Raw genomic sequence first — 20,183 nt, 5'->3', positions numbered from 1 at the left:
GATGAAGGGCCGTCAGGCCGCGAGCCAGGCTTCGGCGATGCGAACCCAGTAGCTCGCGCCGATCGCGAGGATGTCGTCGTTGAAGTCGTAGCCGGGGTTGTGCACCATGCAGCCGCCCTTGCTGCCGATCCCGTTGCCGATGAACGCATAGCAGCCGGGGCGCGCTTCGAGCATGAACGCGAAATCCTCGCTGCCCATCAACGGCGCGGCGTCGGTTTCGACACGTTCTGCGCCGAGCATCTGGCGCGCGATGTCGGCCGCGAACGCGGTCGGCTCCGCGTGATTGACGAGCACCGGGTAGCCGTAGTCGTAGTCGACTTCCGCCGTGACGCCGAAGCTTTCCGCCTGGCCTTTCGCGAGTGCTTCGATGCGGCGCGCGAGCAGCGCGCGCACGTCGGCGTTCAGCGCGCGCACTGACAGCTTCATCGTGACGGTTTCGGGAATGATGTTGAACGTCTCGCCGGCCTGCACGCTGCCGACCGTGATCACGGCCGCATGCTGCGCATCGACCTCGCGTGCGACGATCGTCTGCAGCGCGACCATGATGCTGCCCGCGGCCGACATCGGATCGCGTGCGAAATGCGGCATCGCGCCGTGGCCGCCGACACCGCGCAGCGTGATCGTCACGCGGTCGGCCGACGCCATCGCGGAGCCGGTGCGGAAGGCCATGTCGCCGGCCGCGCGGCCCGGCATGTTGTGGATGGCGAAGATCGCGTCGCACGGAAAGCGGTCGAACAGGCCGTCGTCCATCATCGCCTTCGCGCCGCCGAAGTTCTCCTCGGCCGGCTGGAAGATCAGGTTCAGCGTGCCGGAGAACTGACGCGTGGCCGCGAGGTGGCGCGCCGCGCACAGCAGCATCGCCGTGTGACCGTCGTGGCCGCATGCATGCATCTTGTTCGCATGGCGGCTCGCGTACGGCAGGCCCGTGGCTTCCGCGAGCGGCAGCGCATCCATGTCGGCGCGCAGCCCGACCGTGCGCGTGCTTTGCCCTTCGCGCAGCACGCCGACCACCCCCGTCTTGCCGATGCCGCGATGCACGTCATAACCCCAACCGGTGAGCAGCTCGGCGACGAGATCGCTCGTGAGCGTTTCCTCGAATGCGAGCTCGGGGTGAGCGTGGATGCGGCGACGCACTTCGACCAGCTCGGGTGCGATCGCGGCGATACCGGGGATGACGGGGTTCACGGCTTGCAGCATGGTCTCTCCTGTGGGGCAGGTGGGGCGTTTGACGCACCTATGACGAGCAAGCATATAAATTTCTTTTGTGTACCAGAAGCTGATAAATTGCTTTGGTGCTCACCACCGGTTGCCGCTCGGGAATACCCTGAGCTGGCTTGCGCCGCGCAGCACAGGGTTTCCACGGATCACGCGTCGCCGCCATGAAATACCATCAGCTGAAAGCGTTCGTCACCGTCGCGGAAGAGGGGAGCATTCGCGCGGCCGCGCGGCGCCTGAACGTGTCGCCGGCGGCGCTGACGAAGGCGGTCAAGGAGCTGGAGCTCGCGCTCGGCGTGTCGCTCGTCGTGCGCACCGCGCGCGGCGTGCAGCTCACCGCGTTCGGCCAGCAGTTGCAGGTGCGCGCGCGGCTGATCGTCGCCGAAATGCAGCGCGCCCGCGACGACATCGAGCAGGCGCAGGGCGCGATGACGGGCTCGGTCGCGGCGGCGATCACGCCGGCCGCCGCGGTGACGATCCTGCCCGACGCGTTTCGCGCATTCCGGCGCCGCTTCCCGGTCGCGCGCGTCAACCTGATCGAAGGGTTTCCGGGCGTCGCGCTGCCGCGCCTGCACGATGGCTCGCTCGATTTCGCGGTGGCCGTCGTCGTGCCCGAACTGCTGGCGGCCGAATTCGATCACGCGGAGCTCTATGCGAGCCGGTCGCTGATCGTCGCGCGCAAGGGGCATCCGCTCGCATCGGCCACGTCGCTCGCCGATCTCGTCGAAGCCGACTGGCTGATGAACCCGTCGCCGGAAAGCTCGACGCAGGTGCTGTTCAATTCGTTCGTCGCCTACGGGCTGCCGGTGCCGGCGCGTGTCGTCGAATGCCCGAGCTTCGGGCTCGCGCGCAGTTTGATGATGGAATGCGACCTGATCGCGTCGATGCCCGAGCAATTGTTGCAGGCCGAGTGGGCGCGCGACCAGCTCGCGGTGCTGCCGATCCGCGAGCGCCTGCCGGGCGTCTCGGTGCAGGTCATCACGCGCCGCGACAGCCCGCTGACACCGGCAGCGGCGATGCTGCTCGACTGCCTGCGCGATTCCGCGCGGCGCAAGGGGCTGCGGTGAGCCGGTGCCCGCGGTGGGCGATCTTCAATACATCGTCATCCTGACGATTATCCGTGCGGCATTGTCATCATCCGGCGGGCACGTGGCTTGCGCCGCGGGCACGCCATTCGGGCGCATGCCGCGCGAGCCGGTATCATAGCGGCCGGCCCGCCGCTTCGGCCGGCCTCCAACCACATCGCCATCCGGCATCCAGCAATCAGAGGCATTTCATGACCAGTGCAACCCAATTCGACAACGTATCGGTCGTCAAGCGCGCGAACGTCTATTTCGACGGCAAGTGCGTGTCGCATACCGTGCTCTTCCCGGACGGCACGCGCAAGACGCTCGGCGTGATCCTGCCGTGCGCGCTCAACTTCGGCACGGACGCCCCCGAATTGATGGAAGTGCAGGCAGGCAAGTGCCGCGTGAAGCTCGACGGCAGCAGCGAATGGCAGACCTACGGCGCCGGCGAATCGTTCTCGGTGCCGGGCAAGAGCCGCTTCGACATCGAAGTGCTCGAGACGCTTGATTACGTCTGCAGCTACCTGTAACACGCAACCGCGCTGCAAAAAGAAAAGCCCCGCCGAAGCGGGGCTTGTCGCAAGCGGATGGCGCAAGGCCATCCGAAGCGCCTGTTCTCGTTACAGGCAGGCGTTGATGTCGCCGGCCGACGATGCATCGCCACCGCGGAAACCCACCCAGGTCTTCGCATTGGCGGCGTTGGCCGGGCGCACGACGGCCGCGGCGCCATTCGGCGGCTGCTGGCCCGGCGCATACACGGCCATGGCGAGGCCGTTCGCGAGTTCATACTGCGACGTCACTTGTTGCTGTGACTTGTCGGCCCAGGTCTTGGCGATGCATTGCGCGACCTGGTCGGCGGGTTTCTGGCTTTGTCCCACGTTTTGCAGGGCAGAATCGGCTGCATGAGCAGAAAATGCCACGGTCAATGCGATGAGTGGTAAGTATTTCGCGTTCACGTTATCTCCCTCGAGTCGTGATTGATTGAGTGGGATGCGCAGCAGGACTGCGTAACAGTGAGATCGCATCGGGCGAGCACGGTTCCGGCTATTCCGAAACAAGTTGTTAACGCGCTTGCCAAACGGCGGCTCCGATGCTGTGCACTTTGCTGCGGCGCGGCATGCATCGTGTGCGGCACGACGTCATGCGCTGCGTGGTCGACGCGCTGCCCGGTCGTGTGGTGCCGGTCGCGGCGATCGGCATGCGTGTGCATGCCGTGCCGCTACTCTTTATTTGATCGCGAAGTGGAATGGCTGATTGATGGCCCCGTCGCATGAGCACCATGATGACAAACTTTCGTCAGTCGAATTGTTAACCAACTTTAAACACGAGAATGGGCAGGTGCGATGCGGCACGCGAGGGCGTGCCGCATCGAGCGGAAGCGGTGATGCGAGGGTGCCGCGCCGCGCGGTGGGTCAGCCGGCCTTGCGCGTGCCGATGTCGCGCAGGTTGGCCGCGACGATCGGGCGGAAGCGCTCGCGCTTCTGTTCGTCGTCGAAGTGCTGGAGGGCGGGCTTGATCAGGTCGCTGCGCGACACGATGCCGGTGATGCGCAGCGATTGCTCGTCGGCGACGACGGGCAGGCGTTCGAGGCCGAGCATCGCGAGTCGCGACGCGACGACGCGGCACGTTTCGTGCGCCTGCGCGACCGCAGGCGCGCGGTTGGCGAATGCGTCTGCGATCGGCGTGTCGGCCGCGGCCTGTGCGCGCTGCGCATCGAGCGTCGCGCGATCGACGAGGCCGAGCAGGCGGCCGTTCTGCACGACCGGGTACGCACGGTGCGTCTGCTTCGCGCCGAAGTACTGCGACTCGACGGCATCGAGCGTCGCTGCGCCGTCGATCGCGACGAGCAGGTCGGTCGACGTCATCACTTCGCCGATGTCGTGCCGCTCGAGCGGATCGACGCCGTATTCGCGATAGATGTGATAGCCGCGACGTGCGATTTTTTCCGTCATGATCGAGCGCTTCATCACGATGGTCGCGAAACCGTGCGCGACGAGCGTCGCCGCGAGCAGCGGCAGCAGTGCATTCACGTCGTGCGTGAGGCCGAACGCGAACACGATCGCGGTCAGCGGGGCGCCAAGCGTGGCGCCGAGCGTCGCGGCCATGCAGACGAGCGGCCACAGCGCCGGGTCGCCGCCCGGCAGCATCGGCGACAACACGGTGCCGAGGCCGGCGCCGAGCATCAGCAGCGGGGCGAGCACGCCGCCCGACGTGCCCGAGCCGAGCGCGATCACCCACATCACGGCCTTCACGATCAACAGCGCGAGCGCGATCTTCAGCGCGATGTGCTGATGCAGCAGGTCGCCGATCACGTCATAGCCGACGCCGAGCGCGCGCGGCTCGAGCCAGCCGCCGATGCCGATCACGATCGCGCCGAGCGCGGGCCACCACATCCAGTGCACCGGCAGCTTCGCGAAGGTGTCCTCCACACGATACAGCGCTGCCGACAGGCCGCACGCGAGCATGCCCGACAGCAGGCCCGCGACCATGCACGACAGCAGCGCGACGGGCGTCGGTGCGGCCGTAGTCAACGGAAACAGCGGATCGACGCCGAAGAACACGGCGCGGGCGAAACCGGCCACCGCGCAGGCGAGTGCGACCGGCAGGAAACTGCGCGGACGCCATTCGAACAGCAGCAGTTCGACCGCGAGCAGCACGGCGGCGACCGGCGTGCCGAACACGGCCGTCATGCCGGCGGCCGCACCGGCGACGAGCAGCGTCTTGCGCTCGGCGGCCGTGACGTGCACGCACTGCGCGATCAGCGAGCCGAGCGCGCCACCCGTCATGATGATCGGGCCTTCGGCACCGAACGGGCCGCCGCTGCCGATCACGACGCCGGACGACAGCGGCTTGAGGATCGCGACCTTCGGCGACATGCGGCTCTTGCCGAACAGGATCGCCTCGATCGCTTCGGGAATGCCGTGGCCGCGGATCTTTTCCGAACCGAAACGCGCCATCAACCCCACGATCAGCCCGCCGATCACCGGCACGACGATTACCCATGCGCCCAGCGCGTTGCTCGCCGGCGAGCGGTCGGCGAACGAGAACTGCTGGTAGAAGAACAGGTTCGTGAACAGGTGGATCAGGCTCAACAGCACGAATGCGGCCAGCGTGCTGAGCAGGCCGATCCCGGCGGCGAGCAACGCGATCCTGGGCAGGCGATCGTTGGTCGCGAAATCGCGTTTGTGTGGTGCGTTCATCGGAGTGGAAAGAGCAGGGGTCAGTAATCGATCTGGGGAACCTGGAACGTGTCCTTGAGCGACTTCAGCTCGGCGCGATGCATGGCCGCGAGACGCGCGAGCAGCGTTTCGCCGGCTTGCTCGAGGTGGACCTCGACCTGCCGGCGGTCCGCTTCGCTCGTCTTGCGCTTCACGAGGCCGAGCGCTTCGCAGCGCGTGACCAGCGCGACGACGCCGTGATGCTGCGCCTGCAGGCGTTCCGCGAGTTCGCCGATGGTCGCCCATTCGCGATGCGGATAGCCCTTGATGTGCAGCAGCAGCAGGTATTGCAGCGGCGTCACGCCTTCGCTTTGCGCGGCGCGTTCGGAGAAGCGCTCGAAGCGGCGCATCTGGTAGCGAAACTCGGAGAGTTGCTGGAAATCGCTTTTCGCCAGTGCGCGTGGTGTATCGTTCATCGGGGCGGTCGGACAGTCAGTTTCGGTGGCATAAAATATATCACAACATGATATAAATGGCCGAATTTTGGCGAGCAGAACGCACTCCGCGCTGCACTGGCCGTTACATGGCGTTACGTGCGCCGCATGCGTTACGCGGCCTCGCGCATTTGCGTCTGCCGATAAAGGCCCGTGACGAGATCCGTCTGGGTAATGATCCCGACGAGCCGGCGCGATGCATCGACGACCGGAATGTGGTGGTGGCCCGAATGCGTAAACAGCGGGACGAGCGCGGTGATTGGCATCGTTTCCGGCACGCACGCGACGTCGCGCGTCATCACAGTGGCGACGCTCGCCGGCTGGCCGCCGAACGATTGCGGCAGCCGTGCCGACAGGCGTTGCCACAGCGGGGTCGGGCGGCGCAGCTGGCGCGTGAGGTCGGCGCGCGTGACGATGCCGGTCAGGCGGCCTTCGCCGTCGACGACCGGCAGCGCTTTCACACGATGGCGGTCGAGTAGCGTGAGCGCGGCCGTCACGGACGTCGACGGCGCGACTTCAATGGCGTTCTTCGTCATCAGGTCGGCACACGAGAGTTGGCCGAACGTGCGCGTATAGGCTTGCATCTCGGTTTCGCGCAGCAGCGCTTCGAGATCGTCCGGATCGACGTCGAGCCATTCGCCGCGGCGCTTCAGCACCGCATCGAGGTCGCCGCGCGTGAAGCCGCCGCGCGCCGGTGCGGCGGCGCCTGCCTGCGGTTTCGCTTCGGGGCGCACGCCGCCATGCGGGTAGCGGTGCCCGGTCAGCGCGTGATACGCGAGCGCGGCCGAGAGCAGGATGACCGATTGCAGCGCGATCGGCTCCAGCACGAAGCTGAACCCGAGCGAATGGATCGCTGGGCCGCCGACCACGGCCGTGAGCGCGACGGCGCCCGACGGCGGGTGTACGCAGCGCAGCACGAACATGCCGCCGATCGCGCACGCGATCGCGACCGCGGCGGCCGTGATCGGATCGGCGATCCATTGCGCGCACGCGACCCCGACCGTCGCCGCGACGAGATTGCCGCCGATGATCGACCACGGTTGCGCGAGCGGGCTCGCCGGCACCGCGAACAGCAGCACGGCCGATGCGCCCATCGGCGCGACGAGCAGCGGCACGAGGCCCGGCACGCCAGGCAGCAGCCGCATCGTCGCGCCGACCGTCGCGATACCGACGAGCGCACCCATGCACGAGCGCAGGCGCTCGCGCCAGCCCAGCGACATCGGATGGGGAATGAAGCTGTGCAGCCATTGCCGCAACGTGCGACGCGACGAAGGGGAGCCTGACGACATGGACGGTAAGCGGTAAAGGTGACGGCGCGGATGCGCGCAGCGACGAGCCGCGAATTATATCGCGTTGTGATACAAATTGTCGCGCTGCATCAAGCCGTTGCACGCGCGCGACGCGCATTGCTTGCAAAAACCTTTCGTGGAATGAAAGTTTGCGGGCCGGGCAATCGCGCAAATTTGTCTGCAGCGGCGTACAATTCGGGCCACTGAATCCCCCGTCATGCCAGAACCCCGTACGCGATGCCCGCTCTCCCGCCTTTCTCCCGGCACGGTGATCGATTCGACGTGGTTCGCGGCTGCGTTCCGTTCCCCACCTGACGCGAGCGCTGCCGACGCCTCCCCACTGACTCTCCCCAAGCCAATTCAATGGACATGCTCGAAAACATGCGCCTGTTCGTGCGCGTTGTCGAAGCCGGCAGTTTTACTGCGGTCGCGAAGGAAATCGACGCGACCACCGCGCAGGTATCGCGCGCGGTATCGAATCTCGAAGCGCACGTACAGACGCGGCTGCTGCATCGCACGACGCGCCACCTCGGCCTCACCGAAAGCGGCGAACGCTATTTCGAGCGCGCGAAATCGATCCTCGCCGAAATCGACTACGCGAACGCGGAGGCGCGCAATGCATTGCTGCGGCCGAGCGGCAAGATGCGCATCCATGCGATGACGGGGCTCGGGCAGAGTCATGTCGTGTCGTCGATCGTCCGCTACCAGGAGGACAACCCCGACGTGTCGGTCGAGCTGACGCTCGCGCAGCGGATGCCGAATCTCGTCGAGGAGGGCTATGACGTATCGATCGTGACGGCGTCGCAACTGCCCGATTCGGGCTATGTCGCGCAGACCTGCGGCACGAGCTGCAGCGTACTCGTCGCATCGCGAGAATACCTGGCGCGCCACGGCACGCCGCAGTCGCCCGACGAATTGCCGAACCACGTGTGCCTGCGCCTCGATACGCCGGCATCGCCGGCCGGCGAATGGCGGCTCGAGCGCAGCGATGGCGAGGAGGCCGTCTATGAGCTGCAGCCCGCGCCGTTCCAGGTCAACGTGCCGGACGCGCTGTGCGTCGCGGTGCGCGCGGGGCGCGGGATCGCGTGCGTCGCGCTGTATACGGTGCTCGACGACATCCGCGAAGGGCGGCTGATCCGCGTGCTGCCCGAGTACCGGCTGCAGACGGTGAGCGTGTATGCCGTCTACGCGACGCGCCGCTATCTCGACGCGAAGATCCGCACGTTCCTCGACCACCTGCGCACGACGCTCACGCCCGCGCTGGAGAACGACCTGCGCGAACTCGACCGGCTGACGACCGAACTGGCGACGGGCGGCCGCAAGCGCGCGTGACGATCCGCGCGGGCGTGCGCCGCGCGAAGCGCACGGGCCGCGGCGCGGTTCATGCGCGCGGCGCGATGCGAATCCGCTCGAAGCGGCCCGCGAGCCATCCGTAGGCGGCAATGCCGATCAGCCCGTGCGCGGCGACGAACCACAATGCGCCGGCGAACGAGCCGGTGCGGGCGACGAAATAGCCAATCACCAGCGGCGTGACGATCCCGGCGATGTTGCCGAGGCCGTTGAACACGCCGCCGCTCAGTCCGACCATCCCTTCCGGCGCCGTGTCGGCGAGCACGGCCCAGCCGACCGCCGCGAGCCCCTTGCCGAAGAACGCGATCGTCATCAGCGCGATCACGACTGCATTCGACGATGCGCCGTTCGCAAGCACGAGCAGCGTCGCCATCGCCATCCCCACGACGAACGGCGTCTTGCGCGCCTTCGACGGATGCATGCCGCGCCGGATCAGCCAGTCCGACAGCACGCCGCCGAGCACGCCGCCCGTGAAGCCGCAGATCGCCGGCAGCGCGGCGACCCAGCCGGCCTCCATGATCGTCATCCCGCGCCCCTTGATCAGGTAGATCGGGAACCACGTGATGAAGAAGTAGGTGAGCGCCGTGATGCAGTACTGGCCGACGTAGATCGCCCACAGGTTCCGGTGGCGGAACAGTTGCGACACGTCATGCCACGACACGCGCGGCCGATGGCGCACGCGGTTCGCTTCGAGATCGACGAGCGCGCCGTGCGCGCGCAGGTAGTCGCGCTCCGCGTCGCTCACGCGCGGGTGGCCGTGCGGCTCGCGATACCACGCGAACCACAGCGCGGCGAGCGCGACGCCGAGCATCCCCATCCACAGGAACACGTGCTCCCAGCCGAGCGCATGCGTGAGCCACGCCATCGCGGGCGTGAACAGCACGACGGCCATGTACTGCGCCGAATTGAACAGGGCCGATGCCGTGCCGCGTTCGGCGGTCGGGAACCAGCACGCGACGATTCTCGAGTTGGCCGGAAACGCCGGCGATTCGACGAGGCCGAGCATGAAGCGCATGACGAACAGCGCGAGCGTGGCGGACGCGCCTTGCACGGCGAGCCAGCCGACCGTGCCCTGCAGCATCGTAAAGACCGACCACAGCAGCAGGCTCAGGCCGTACACGCGCCGTGCGCCGAAGCGGTCGAGCAACCAGCCGCCCGGGATCTGGCCGATCGCGTAGGCCCACGCGAACGCGGAAAAGACGATGCCGAGCTGCACGGGCGTCAGCCCGAGGTCGTGCGCGACGCCGGTGCCGGCGATCGACATCGTCGCGCGATCCGCATAATTGATGACGGTGACCGCGAAAATCAGCGCGAGGACCGCATAGCGGACGCGGCCGATCGTGCGTGAGGCGGCGGGTGACGCGGCAAGGGCGGCGCCGCTGGATCGGTTGGGCATGCGTGTCTCCTGGCCTCCGTCGAGCGGAGGCATCCGGTGTTGTAACGAGGGGCAGCCGTGCGGTGCGCGGTGATCAGCGCGTGACGCTGGTCGGCGGGCGCTGGCCCGCGAAGCACGCGGCGAGGTTGGCGAGCACGATCCGGCCCATCTCTTCGCGCGTTTCGCGGGTCGCGCTCGCACGGTGCGGCTGCACGACGACGCGGTCGAGCTCGAGCAACTCGGCCGGCACCTGCGGTTCGTTCGCGAATACGTCGAGGCCGGCGCCGGCGATCGTGCCGTCGGCGAGCGCGCGAATGAGCGCGGCTTCGTCGACCAGCTTGCCGCGCGCAACATTGATCAGGAATCCTTTGTGGCCGAGCGCGGCGAGCACGTCGGCGGTCACGAGTACGTTGCCGTGATCGGCCGATGCCGCGATCACGAGTACCTCGCAGTCGCGCGCGAGCGCGGCGAGGTCGGGCACGAAGCGATAGCCGCTGTTGCGATGCTCGCGCGGGCCGAAGTAGCTGACCGGCATCCGGAACGCCTGCGCGCGCTGCGCGATCGCGCGGCCGACGCGGCCCAGCCCGACGATGCCGAGCCGCTTGCCGGTCACCTGCGTCGCGAGCGGCTGGGCCGTCTTGCCCCAGCGGCCGGCACGCACGATGCGCTCGCCGGCACCGAGATCGCGCAGCGTCATCAGGATCAGCCCCATCGCCATGTCGGCGACGTCGTCGGTCAGCACGTCGGGCGTCGTCGTCACGTGGATGCCGCGTGCCCGCGCGCGGTCGAGATCGACGGCGTCGGTGCCGATGCCGCTGATCGCGACGATCTCGAGCGCGGGCAGCCGGTCCATCAGCGCGGCGGACAGGCCGTTCGCGCCGCCGGTCACGACACCGAGAATGCGTGCGGCCACGCGATCGAGCAGTGCGTCCGGCTGCTCGGCCGCATACAGCCGGTGTACCGCGTAACGGGCGGACAGTTCGGCGTCGATGGTGTCGGGGAGCGGCTGGGTGAGGAGGATGTCGATGGTCATGAAGGTCTCGGTCGTCGTGCGCGGCGCGGGCCGTGCATCAGGTGCAACCGAGTATAGAAATCGCATCGATATCGGTCTAACATCAAAAGACTATCGATTGATTCAAGAATTGGATGATTGAACTGCACCAGCTTCGCTGCTTCGTCGCGGTCGCCGAGGAACTGCATTTCGGTCGCGCGGCGCGGCGGCTCTTCATGACTCAGCCGCCGCTCAGCCGGCAGATCCAGCTGCTCGAGCATGCGCTCGGCATCGCGCTGCTCGAACGCAGCAGCCGGCAGGTCAGCCTGACCGCGGCCGGCGAGCGGTTTCTGCGCGACGCGCGGCACATCCTCGAATTCTCCGCACGGGCCGAGCAGGCCGCGCAGCGCGTGGCACATGGCGGCGCCGGCCGTATCACGCTCGGCTTCACGGCGGTCAGCGCATACCGGATGATCCCGATGCTGCTCGCGCATGCCGCGCACGCGCTGCCGGACGTCGACATCGAATTGCGCGAGATGGTGTCGACCGTGCAGATCGATGCGCTGGCGTCGCGGATGCTCGACGCGGGCTTCGTGCGCCAGCGTGCCGCGCGCCAGCCGCTCGAATACCGGCTCGTGCAGCGCGAGCCGATGCTGGTCGCGGTAGCGGAGGGCGCGCCGCTCGCCGCATGCGAGCGCATCGGCCCCGACGATCTCGACCGGCAACCGTTCATCGCGTATTCGCCGAACGAGGGGAAGTACTTCCACGACCTGATCTCGGGCCTGTTCGCGAACGCGGGACGGCTGCCGAACTACCTGCATTATGTCGGGCAGACGCATACGATCCTCGGCCTCGTGCGCGCGGGGCTCGGCGCCGCGCTCGTGCCGGCGTCGGCGCGCGAACTGCATGTCGACGGCGTGGTGTTCCGGCCGCTGGCGGGCGCCGACGTGGCGGCCGAACTGTATCTCGCGTGGCGCGCGGACAACGACAATCCGGCGCTGCCGGTGTTCAACGCGATGGTCGAGCGGTTTCTCGCGCAGGAGCACGGCGGTGCGTAACGGCATACGCCCGGGATACGGACGTGCGATGTGACAAGCTTTCAATCCGGAAGCTTGCGCAAGCGATGCCAAGCAATCCTGACCGAGCGCGACAGGTCGCAGTCCTGCGAATCCTTACCGTGCTGAAAGCTGGTTCGCTGCCGGTGTTCCAACGGAGGAACGCGGCAGCTTCGCTGCACTGCGACAACTGCTTGACGCTGCATGCCGGTCGGCGCAGGATACGTCCGTGCATTTGGAGCGGGACGCGCCGGCCGCGCGGTTCCTGCACCCGCGATACGCAGAAGAACAACGATGAGCCTTTACGCACTCGTACCGGAATACCGGCCCCGCGTTTGTCGGCCCGCCGGAACCACGCTTCCCCCGACGCCTGTCGCGTCACGTATCCGTCATCCCGTTTCGTACCGTGCATCGGTACACTTTCCCGTCCGCGCGCGAGCCGCGACGATGAACGGCGCCCGTCCGGCGCGCCGCATCGCAGCGCCGTCTGCCGCTCCTCATCACCGCATCCTGAACGGCGCCTACACCGGCGTCTCGTGACGTCCGTCGCGCCCATCCTTGTGTTGCGCCGCCGGCTTGCCTGACTGCCCGGCGGCACCGGAGTCCGAAGCATTTCGATTGAGCCTGAAAAGGCAAACGCAAGCAGTTCGGTTCGAGGTTCAAGGAGAAAAACTCATGTCGCAGCTTTCGAATGAAGAAGCAAACGGCAGTTCGGGGAGTGGCAAGGTCAAGCTGATCAAGTGGGCGATCATCATCGCCGGCGTCGCGATCGCGGCACCGGCGGCGTTGTTCATCCTGAAGGGGGTGATCGCGCTCGTCACGGCGGGCGTGATCGGCCTCGGCGCGATCTATTTCGCGCCGGTCGTCGCGATGAAGTTCGCGAACCAGAAGGTGAAGATGATCGTCCAGGAGGCGCAGGCCAATCCGATCGAGACGCTGATCAACCAGCTCGCGGAAAAGCGCCAGGCGGCCCAGAAATTCGCGGACAGCATCACGGCGTTCCGCACCGAGGTGAAGAACTTCGAGAACAAGACGGAGCTGTTCGAGAAGCAGTATCCGGACGATGCGCCGCGCTTCCGGCAGCAGCTCGACACGATGAAGCAGCTGCTCTCGTTTCGCGAGGGGCGTTACAAGCAGGTGCAGGCCGAACTGAAGAACTTCGCATCGGCGATCGATCGTGCGAAGGCGATGTGGGACATGTCGCAGGCCGCGCAGCAGATGAACAAGCTCGCGGGCCGGCAGGCGTCCGACACGTTCGAACAGATCAAGACCGACGTGGCCGTGGATTCGGTGATGCGCTCGGTCAACAAGGCGTTCTCCGAAATGGAGACGTCGCTGATGGATAACCCCGAGGTCAAGCAGGCACAGCAGCAGGCGGTGATGAACGCGCCGCACGCGCCCGGGCTCGATGCGACGACCCCCGCGCAACTGCCGTCGAAACAACAATAACTTCCTGCAGGTTCGCAACCATGAAAAAATTGCTTGGCGCCATCGCATTTCTGGTCGTGCTCGTCGGCGTATGGATCGTGCATCAGGGCGGCCTGTCGACGCTGATTCCCGCGCACGACGCGCCCCCGGCCTCGACGTCCGCGCAAGGTGGCGACAGCGGCCCGTCCACGCAGACGTCGCCGTCGTCCAACGTGCTGCCGGCCGGCTTCACGCCGCAGGCCAGCGCGCTGAAATCGATCGCCGAAAACGGCATCGTGCGGATCTCCGTGCAGAATCCGAGCGAACCGTTCTTCGGCGAGGACAAGGGCACGCCGCACGGCTTCAACGTCGAATTCGCACGGCTGCTGTTCGCGGATCCGTCGTTCTCGCACGGCGGCAAGCCGGTCGTCGTCGATACGCGTCACGAGGTCGACACGTACCCGGGCGTCCCGAAGCAACTCCTCGATACGGACGCGAAGGGGAACCACGTGGTCGACGTGGCGATGGACGGGCTGACGTTCCCGGACAACACACCGTCGGGCGTCGTCTATTCGGTGCCGTACGTCGACGATTTCGGCTACTCGCTGATCGTGCGGCAGGGCTCGGCGATCCGCTCGACCGACGATCTCGCGGGCAAGACGGTCGGCATCCTGAAGGGTGACCCGGACGTGCGTGCGTTCGTCACGCGCCAGTACCCGAACATGAAGTTCGTCGAGGTCGACGATTCCGATCCGGCCTTCATCGCGAAGAGCATCGACGGCCATACGGTCGACGCGTTCATCTACGACTATCCGTTCGCGGTCAGCTCGATCAAGAACACCGACCTGAAGTTCGCGGTGACCAAGCTCGACGGCTCGAACATCGCGTACAAGATAGGCGTGCGCGCCGACGACCAGGATCTGCTGATCTACCTGAACGCCGCGATCGCGAAGCTCAAGCAGTCGCCGCAGTATCTCGACTTGCTGCGCAAGTACTTCGTCAGCGACCAGGCGGTGACGACCGCGGCCGCGTCGGGCGAGCACACGTACGTGGTGAAGGCGGGCGACACGCTGAACCTGATCGCCGCGAGCAAGCTCGGCAGCGGCCAGCGCTATCGCGAGATTCAACGCCGCAACAACCTCGCCAACCCGAACCTGATCCTGGCGGGCCAGCATCTGGTGATTCCGGTGCGGTAACGGCGGCGCGACGTGAACGAAGGAAGCTGAAGGGACGTGAAGGACGGCGCGCGGCCCGGCGGAGAGGATCCGCCGGGCCGCGCGCTTTTCTGCGTCAGTGCGTGATCGACAGGAACAGGTAAGCAGCGAACAGCGACAGGTGCACGACGCCGTGCAGCACCGTCGTGCGCCCCTGGCTGAGCGTCAGCGTGCTGACCAGCAGGGTGAGCGCCAGCAGCACGGTTTCCATCGGGCCGATGCCGAGCGTGAGCGGCTGGCCGACCCAGATGAACACGGCCGCGACGGTCGGGATCGTGAGCCCGATACTCGCGAGCGCCGAACCGAGCGCGAGGTTCATGCTGGTCTGCAGGCGGTTCGCACGCGCGGCGGTGACGGCCGCGAGCCCTTCCGGCAGCAGCACGAGCGCGGCGATCACGATACCGACCGCGGCTTCGGGGGCGCCGAGCTGCATCACCGCGTGCTCGACGGCCGGCGACAGCAGCTTCGCGAGCAGCACGACCGCGACGAGGCTCGCGAACAGCAGCAGCATGCTGATCACGGCGGTGCGGTTGCTCGGCGCCGCCGCGTGAACGGCTTCGTTCGCGCTGTCGTGCGCGGCGAGGAAGTAGTCGCGGTGACGCACGGTCTGCACGAACACGAAGGCGCCGTACAGCACGAGCGACGACACGCCGGCGAACGCGAGCTGCGATTTCGAGAAGAACGGGCCCGGTGCGGCGTTCAGGTAGTTCGGCATCACGAGCGACAGCACCGACAGCGACGCCAGCACCGCGAGCGCCTTGCTGGCGCCACGGCCCTGGAAGTCCTGTTCGCCGTGCTTCCACGCGCCGACGAGCAGGCAGATACCGACGATGCCGTTGCAGATGATCATCACGGCGGCGAACACGGTGTCGCGGGCGAGGCCCGATTTCTCGGGGCCCGCGCCGAGCATCACCGACACGATCAGCGCGACTTCGATGACGGTCACGGCGACCGCGAGCACGAGCGTGCCGAACGGTTCGCCGACACGGTGCGCGACGACTTCGGCATGGTGGACGGCGGCGAACACGGCGCCGGCGAGGGCGGCGGCGAACACCGCGATGACGAGGCCTTCGGCCGGTACGACGCGCGACAGCGCGAGGACCAGCCAGGCGGCAAGCGGGGCCACGAGGGTCCAGCGCGGGAGCTGGTTGGACGAGAGCGGCATGGAGGGTTTCCTTATGCGAGTGGCGGCGCGCGACGCGCCGTCACGGGTTGACGAAGCCCGGCCGTACTATCCGCCGAACGAGGATGATGAAACCGAAGGGGGCGGCACGCAGCGGTGCTGCCCTGGGTTCGCCACCATGAGGCGGCGAGGGGCGCGGGCGGGCCGGAGCCCGTCGCGGGATGAAACGATTCGATGCGGCCGGCCGCGAACGACGAGGCGAGCACGTGTGACGATGCGCGGGCCGGCGGCTCGGTTCCGACCCCGGAAGGGCGGCCGGCGATGGACGGCGGTGGCGACGTGTCACGCGGTTTCCCCCTGAAATCCGGCGATTTGTCGAATTTTATCAGGCGTTCGGGGGTCACTATCTCATATTCGAACTCTTTCATTGACCTTTCGGTTTACAAAAAGTGCCCCGACCTTTCGATTTTTTGTCTTTGCCGTTTCCGTAACAGTCTCTTGCACGACAAATTCGGGCTCGCCCTGACATAAATCTACCGACCGGTCGGTTTATAATCGCTCGCACCTCCACTTCATGACGGATCGCAAGCGATGGCTGTTTCTTCTGCACATTCGGTGAACTCGGGCGCGCTGGCGCCGTCGGCCGTCGTCGGCGTGATCGGCGCCGGCGCGATGGGCGCGGGCATTGCGCAGGTCGCGGCGGCGGCCGGCCATACGGTGCTGCTGTACGACCTGAACGAAGCCGCTTGCGACAAGGCGCTGGCCGGCATCCGTGCACAGTTCGCGCGCCTCGCGGAGAAGGGCCGGCTCGAACCGGCTCAGGCCGACGCGGCCGGCGCCCGGATTCGCGCGGTGCGCGAACTGGCCGACTTCGCGGGCGCCGCGCTGATCGTCGAGGCGGCGGCCGAGCGGCTCGACGTGAAGCGCGAGATCTTCGCGACGCTCGAGCGCCATGTCGACGACGCGTGCCTGCTGGCGACCAACACGTCGTCGATCTCGATCACGTCGATCGCAGCCGGGCTGCGTGTGCCGCAGCGCGTCGCCGGCCTGCATTTCTTCAACCCGGCGCCGCTGATGGCGCTCGTCGAGGTGGTCAGCGGGCTCGCGACCGCGCCGGAAGTCGCGCAGGTGCTGGTTGCGACCGCCGCTGCGTGGGGCAAGCAGCCCGTGATGGCGAAATCGACGCCCGGCTTCATCGTGAACCGCGTCGCGCGGCCGTATTACGCGGAGGCGCTGCGCGTGCTGAACGAGCAGGGCGGCGCGCCGGCATCGATCGACGCGGTGATGCGCGAGGCCGGCGGCTTCCGGATGGGGCCGTTCGAGCTGATGGACCTGATCGGCCACGACGTGAACTTCGCGGTGACCGACTCGGTGTTCCGCGCGTATTTCAACGATCCGCGCTACACGCCGTCGCTGATCCAGCAGGAACTCGTGAACGCGGGCTTCCTCGGGCGCAAGTCGGGGCGTGGCTTCTATTCGTATGCGGACGGCGCGACGCCGCCTGCACCCGATCTCGAAGCACCGCGCGACGCGCCGGCCGACGTCGTGCTGTTTGCGCAGGACGGCCCGGCCGCCGCGCTGCATGCGCGCTTCGTCGAACGCATTCCGGGCGCCCGGCAGGCCGGCGCGCATGCCGACGACCTGCTCGCAAAGGCCGGCCGCGCATCGATCGCGCTGACCGACGGCCGTACCGCGACCGTGCGCGCCGCGCAGACGGGCGTGGCCGACCTCGTGCTGGTCGACCTTGCGCGCGATTATGCGCAGGCCGGGCTCGTTGCACTGACGCGCGCGCTCCAGTGCAGCGATGCGGCCTATGCGGATGCGGTGGGCCTGTTTCAGCAGGCGGGGTTTCGCGTCGTCGGCGTCGCGGACGTGCCGGGCATGGTCGCGATGCGCACCGTCGCGATGCTCGCGAACGAGGCGGCCGACACGGTGAACCAGGGCGTGTGCTCGCCCGCCGATCTCGATCTCGCGATGGAGAAGGGCGTGAACTACCCGTGCGGCCCGCTCGCGTGGGCCGATGCGATCGGCATCGGCCGCGTGCATCGCGTGCTGTCGAACCTGGCGGCGAGCTACGGCGAGGACCGCTATCGCGTGTCGCCGCGCATCGCCGCGCTGCATGCGGCCGGCCGCACGTTCCGGTCGTAGCCGTCGCCCCCGTTACCTCGAACACGATAACGACATCACTCCATTGGAGGAGCACCCCGATGACTCACCCGACGCATCCCGCCGCCGCCCTCGAGCCGATCGAGACCGCCAGCCGCGACGAACTGCAGGCGCTGCAGCTCGAGCGCCTCAAGTGGTCGCTGCGCCACGCATACGACAACGTCCCGCACTATCGCCGCACGTTCGATGCGGCGGGCGTGCATCCGGACGACCTGAAGTCGCTCGCCGATCTCGCGAAATTCCCGTTCTCGACCAAGAACGACTTGCGCGACAACTATCCGTTCGGGCTGTTCGCGGTGCCGCGCGAGCAGGTCGTGCGCGTGCATGCATCGAGCGGCACGACGGGCAAGCCGACGGTGGTCGGCTACACCGCGCGTGACATCGACACGTGGGCGAACGTGACCGCGCGCTCGATCCGCGCGGCCGGCGGCCGCCCGGGCGACACGCTGCACAACGCATTCGGCTACGGGCTCTTCACCGGCGGCCTCGGGATTCACTACGGTGCGGAACGGCTCGGCTGCATGGTCGTGCCGATGTCGGGCGGGCAGACCGAGAAGCAGGTGCAGCTGATCCGCGATTTCGAGCCGAAGATCATCCTCGTCACGCCGTCGTACATGCTGAACCTGATCGACGAGATGGTGCGGCAGGGGATGGACCCGGCCGAATCGTCGCTGAAGATCGGCATCTTCGGCGCCGAGCCGTGGACGCAGGCGCTGCGCGAGGAAGTCGAGACGCGCGTGGGCATCGACGCGCTCGATATCTACGGGCTGTCGGAGGTGATGGGGCCGGGCGTCGCGTGCGAATGCGTCGAGACGAAGGACGGCCCGGTGATCTGGGAGGACCATTTCTACCCGGAGATCATCGACCCGGTCACGGGCGAAGTGCTGCCCGACGGCAGCCAGGGCGAGCTGGTGTTCACGTCGCTGACGAAGGAGGCGATGCCGGTGATCCGCTACCGCACGCGCGACCTCACCGCGCTGCTGCCGCCGACCGCGCGCGCGATGCGCCGGCTCGCGAAGATCACGGGCCGCTCCGACGACATGCTGATCGTGCGCAGCGTGAACGTGTTCCCGAGCCAGATCGAGGAGATCGTCGTCGCGCTGCCGCAGCTGTCGGGCCAGTTCCAGATCACGCTGTCGCGCGACGGGCACATGGACCGCCTCGACCTCGCGGTCGAACTGCGCTCCGAAACGGCTGCGTCCGTCACTGAAAGCGATCGCGCGGCGCTCGCGCGCGAGCTGCAGCATCGGATCAAGACGATGGTCGGCGTGTCGTCCGGCGTGACGGTGCTGGCCGCGGGCGGCATTCCCTCGACCGCGACCGGCAAGGCCCGGCGCGTGATCGACCGCCGCCAGGCCGCCTGATTCCCCTGTTTGCCGTTCAACCCGAGGAAACCTGTTCGATGGATGGATTGAAGACCCTGGCCGTCACGGTCGATGCGCGCGGTGTCGCAACCGTCGCGCTGCAGCGCGGCGACGTGCTCAACGCGTTCGACGAGACGATGATCGCCGAACTGACCGACGCGTTTACCACGCTCGGCCGGCGTGACGACGTGCGCGCGATCGTGCTGCGCTCGGATGGCCGCGCGTTCTGCGCGGGCGCCGACCTGCAGTGGATGCAGCGCGCGAGCGCGAACGACGCGGCCGCGAACCTGCGCGATGCGGAGCGCTTCGCCGCGATGATGCGCGCGATCCGGCAATGCCCGAAGCCGACGGTGGCGCGCGTGCAGGGCCATGCGTTCGGTGGCGGCGTCGGCCTGTGCGCGGCGTGCGACATCGTGATCGCGAGCGATCACGCGCGCTTCTCGGTCAGCGAGGCACGCTTCGGGATCCTGCCGGCCGTGATCGGCCCGTATCTGGTCGAGGCGGTCGGCCAGCGCCAGGCGCGCCGCCTCGCGCTGACGGCGACCCAGCTCTCTGCCGGCGAAGCGGTCGCGATCGGCCTGATCCATCAGGCCGTGCCGCTCGATGCGCTCGACGAAGCACTCGACAAGACGCTCGCCGAACTCGGCCGCAACGGCCCGAACGCGCTGATGGAGATCAAGCGCTTCTTCGATGCGATCGGCGAGTATCCGCCGTCGGATGCGCGCGCGGCGTTCACCGCGCAGACGATCTCCCGCTTGCGGGCGACGCCGGAAGCGAAGGAGGGCTTCGCCGCGTTCTTCGCGAAGCGGCCGCCGGCCTGGGAGGCGGGCGCCGAATAAGGGGAAACCAGGGGGAAACGGCGACGATCGACGGCACGGCGGGCCCGGCCGAATTTTGCGGCTCGGGCGCGGGCGC

General features: G+C 67.5%; 18 protein-coding genes. 10 read left to right on the top strand and 8 right to left on the bottom strand.

All coding sequences use genetic code 11. The features are described 5' to 3' along the window. Nucleotides 1-12: 12 nt before the first annotated feature. Complete coding sequence (locus CFB50_RS27265) at nucleotides 13-1,197, bottom strand: M20 aminoacylase family protein (RefSeq protein ID WP_089447849.1); 1,185 nt, start codon at nucleotides 1,195-1,197, stop codon at nucleotides 13-15. 182 nt (nucleotides 1,198-1,379) lie between these two features. On the opposite strand from CFB50_RS27265, the gene CFB50_RS27260 reads away from it, so the two are divergent. Continuing rightward, nucleotides 1,380-2,282: a LysR substrate-binding domain-containing protein gene (locus CFB50_RS27260; RefSeq protein ID WP_069251781.1), complete on the top strand. Its 903-nt coding sequence runs from the start codon at nucleotides 1,380-1,382 to the stop codon at nucleotides 2,280-2,282. 209 nt (nucleotides 2,283-2,491) lie between these two features. Beyond that, nucleotides 2,492-2,812 carry a pyrimidine/purine nucleoside phosphorylase gene (gene ppnP / locus CFB50_RS27255; RefSeq protein ID WP_006478890.1) on the top strand — a complete coding sequence of 107 codons (321 nt, stop codon included), beginning with the start codon at nucleotides 2,492-2,494 and terminating at the stop codon, nucleotides 2,810-2,812. Nucleotides 2,813-2,902: 90 nt separating this feature from the next. Here ppnP and CFB50_RS27250 read toward each other — a convergent pair whose 3' ends face one another. The 4 genes from CFB50_RS27250 to CFB50_RS27235 all read right to left on the bottom strand — a co-directional run bounded on the left by CFB50_RS27250 (nucleotide 2,903) and on the right by CFB50_RS27235 (nucleotide 7,223). Then, nucleotides 2,903-3,238, bottom strand: a complete 336-nt coding sequence (locus CFB50_RS27250; RefSeq protein WP_021162025.1) for a hypothetical protein — start codon at nucleotides 3,236-3,238, stop codon at nucleotides 2,903-2,905. A 456-nt stretch (nucleotides 3,239-3,694) separates the two neighbouring features. Beyond that, nucleotides 3,695-5,482: a chloride channel protein gene (locus CFB50_RS27245; protein WP_089447848.1), complete on the bottom strand. Its 1,788-nt coding sequence runs from the start codon at nucleotides 5,480-5,482 to the stop codon at nucleotides 3,695-3,697. 20 nt (nucleotides 5,483-5,502) lie between these two features. After that, a complete protein-coding gene (locus CFB50_RS27240) occupies nucleotides 5,503-5,916 on the bottom strand; it encodes a MarR family winged helix-turn-helix transcriptional regulator (RefSeq protein WP_089447847.1) in 414 nt (137 codons plus the stop codon). A 131-nt stretch (nucleotides 5,917-6,047) separates the two neighbouring features. Continuing rightward, complete coding sequence (locus CFB50_RS27235; RefSeq protein ID WP_089447846.1) at nucleotides 6,048-7,223, bottom strand: HPP family protein; 1,176 nt, start codon at nucleotides 7,221-7,223, stop codon at nucleotides 6,048-6,050. A 363-nt stretch (nucleotides 7,224-7,586) separates the two neighbouring features. Here CFB50_RS27235 and CFB50_RS27230 point away from each other — a divergent pair, with 363 nt between their 5' ends. Further along, complete coding sequence (locus CFB50_RS27230; RefSeq protein ID WP_069251777.1) at nucleotides 7,587-8,555, top strand: LysR family transcriptional regulator; 969 nt, start codon at nucleotides 7,587-7,589, stop codon at nucleotides 8,553-8,555. Nucleotides 8,556-8,604: 49 nt separating this feature from the next. On the opposite strand, the gene CFB50_RS27225 is transcribed toward CFB50_RS27230, so the two are convergent. Together CFB50_RS27225 and CFB50_RS27220 are read right to left on the bottom strand one after the other, a co-directional pair. Next, the gene (locus CFB50_RS27225; protein WP_089447845.1) at nucleotides 8,605-9,969 is read right to left on the bottom strand and encodes an MFS transporter; all 1,365 of its coding nucleotides are present in this window, start codon (nucleotides 9,967-9,969) and stop codon (nucleotides 8,605-8,607) included. A gap of 73 nt (nucleotides 9,970-10,042) precedes the next feature. Next, a complete protein-coding gene (locus tag CFB50_RS27220) occupies nucleotides 10,043-10,981 on the bottom strand; it encodes a 2-hydroxyacid dehydrogenase (RefSeq protein WP_089447844.1) in 939 nt (312 codons plus the stop codon). On the opposite strand from CFB50_RS27220, the gene CFB50_RS40215 reads away from it, so the two are divergent. From CFB50_RS40215 to CFB50_RS27205, 4 genes are all read left to right on the top strand, one after another. After that, nucleotides 10,974-11,102 carry a hypothetical protein gene (locus tag CFB50_RS40215; protein ID WP_256979300.1) on the top strand — a complete coding sequence of 43 codons (129 nt, stop codon included), beginning with the start codon at nucleotides 10,974-10,976 and terminating at the stop codon, nucleotides 11,100-11,102. The genes CFB50_RS27220 and CFB50_RS40215 overlap by 8 nt on opposite strands. Beyond that, nucleotides 11,095-11,997 (top strand): LysR substrate-binding domain-containing protein, encoded by a 903-nt coding sequence (locus CFB50_RS27215; protein ID WP_069251775.1) that lies wholly within the window; start codon nucleotides 11,095-11,097, stop codon nucleotides 11,995-11,997. Before CFB50_RS40215 ends, CFB50_RS27215 begins: the two co-directional genes overlap by 8 nt. 672 nt (nucleotides 11,998-12,669) lie before the next feature. Then, on the top strand, nucleotides 12,670-13,443 hold the full coding sequence (locus CFB50_RS27210) for a hypothetical protein (RefSeq protein WP_046548017.1): 774 nt from the start codon (nucleotides 12,670-12,672) through the stop codon (nucleotides 13,441-13,443). 20 nt (nucleotides 13,444-13,463) lie between these two features. Next, nucleotides 13,464-14,597, top strand: coding sequence for a transporter substrate-binding and LysM peptidoglycan-binding domain-containing protein (locus CFB50_RS27205; RefSeq protein ID WP_089447843.1), 1,134 nt, complete (start codon nucleotides 13,464-13,466; stop codon nucleotides 14,595-14,597). A gap of 94 nt (nucleotides 14,598-14,691) precedes the next feature. On the opposite strand, the gene CFB50_RS27200 is transcribed toward CFB50_RS27205, so the two are convergent. Next, a complete protein-coding gene (locus CFB50_RS27200; protein ID WP_069251773.1) occupies nucleotides 14,692-15,780 on the bottom strand; it encodes a calcium:proton antiporter in 1,089 nt (362 codons plus the stop codon). Nucleotides 15,781-16,329: 549 nt separating this feature from the next. Between CFB50_RS27200 and CFB50_RS27185 the strand changes: the two genes are divergently transcribed. Genes CFB50_RS27185 through CFB50_RS27175 form a run of 3 tightly spaced genes read left to right on the top strand, consistent with a single transcriptional unit; the run spans nucleotide 16,330 to nucleotide 20,107 of the window. Continuing rightward, complete coding sequence (locus CFB50_RS27185; RefSeq protein WP_089447841.1) at nucleotides 16,330-17,886, top strand: 3-hydroxyacyl-CoA dehydrogenase; 1,557 nt, start codon at nucleotides 16,330-16,332, stop codon at nucleotides 17,884-17,886. 59 nt (nucleotides 17,887-17,945) lie between these two features. Next, a complete protein-coding gene (gene paaK, locus CFB50_RS27180) occupies nucleotides 17,946-19,268 on the top strand; it encodes a phenylacetate--CoA ligase PaaK (protein ID WP_089447840.1) in 1,323 nt (440 codons plus the stop codon). 38 nt (nucleotides 19,269-19,306) lie between these two features. After that, nucleotides 19,307-20,107 carry an enoyl-CoA hydratase-related protein gene (locus tag CFB50_RS27175; RefSeq protein WP_089447839.1) on the top strand — a complete coding sequence of 267 codons (801 nt, stop codon included), beginning with the start codon at nucleotides 19,307-19,309 and terminating at the stop codon, nucleotides 20,105-20,107. The last annotated feature ends 76 nt before the right edge of the window (nucleotides 20,108-20,183 follow it).

It is taken from the genome of Burkholderia sp. AU33423 (genome assembly GCF_002223135.1).
In the GTDB taxonomy this organism is placed as follows: domain Bacteria; phylum Pseudomonadota; class Gammaproteobacteria; order Burkholderiales; family Burkholderiaceae; genus Burkholderia; species Burkholderia lata_D.
Note: the sequence above shows the minus strand (reverse complement) of the source record. Positions and strands in the feature narration are given on the sequence as shown.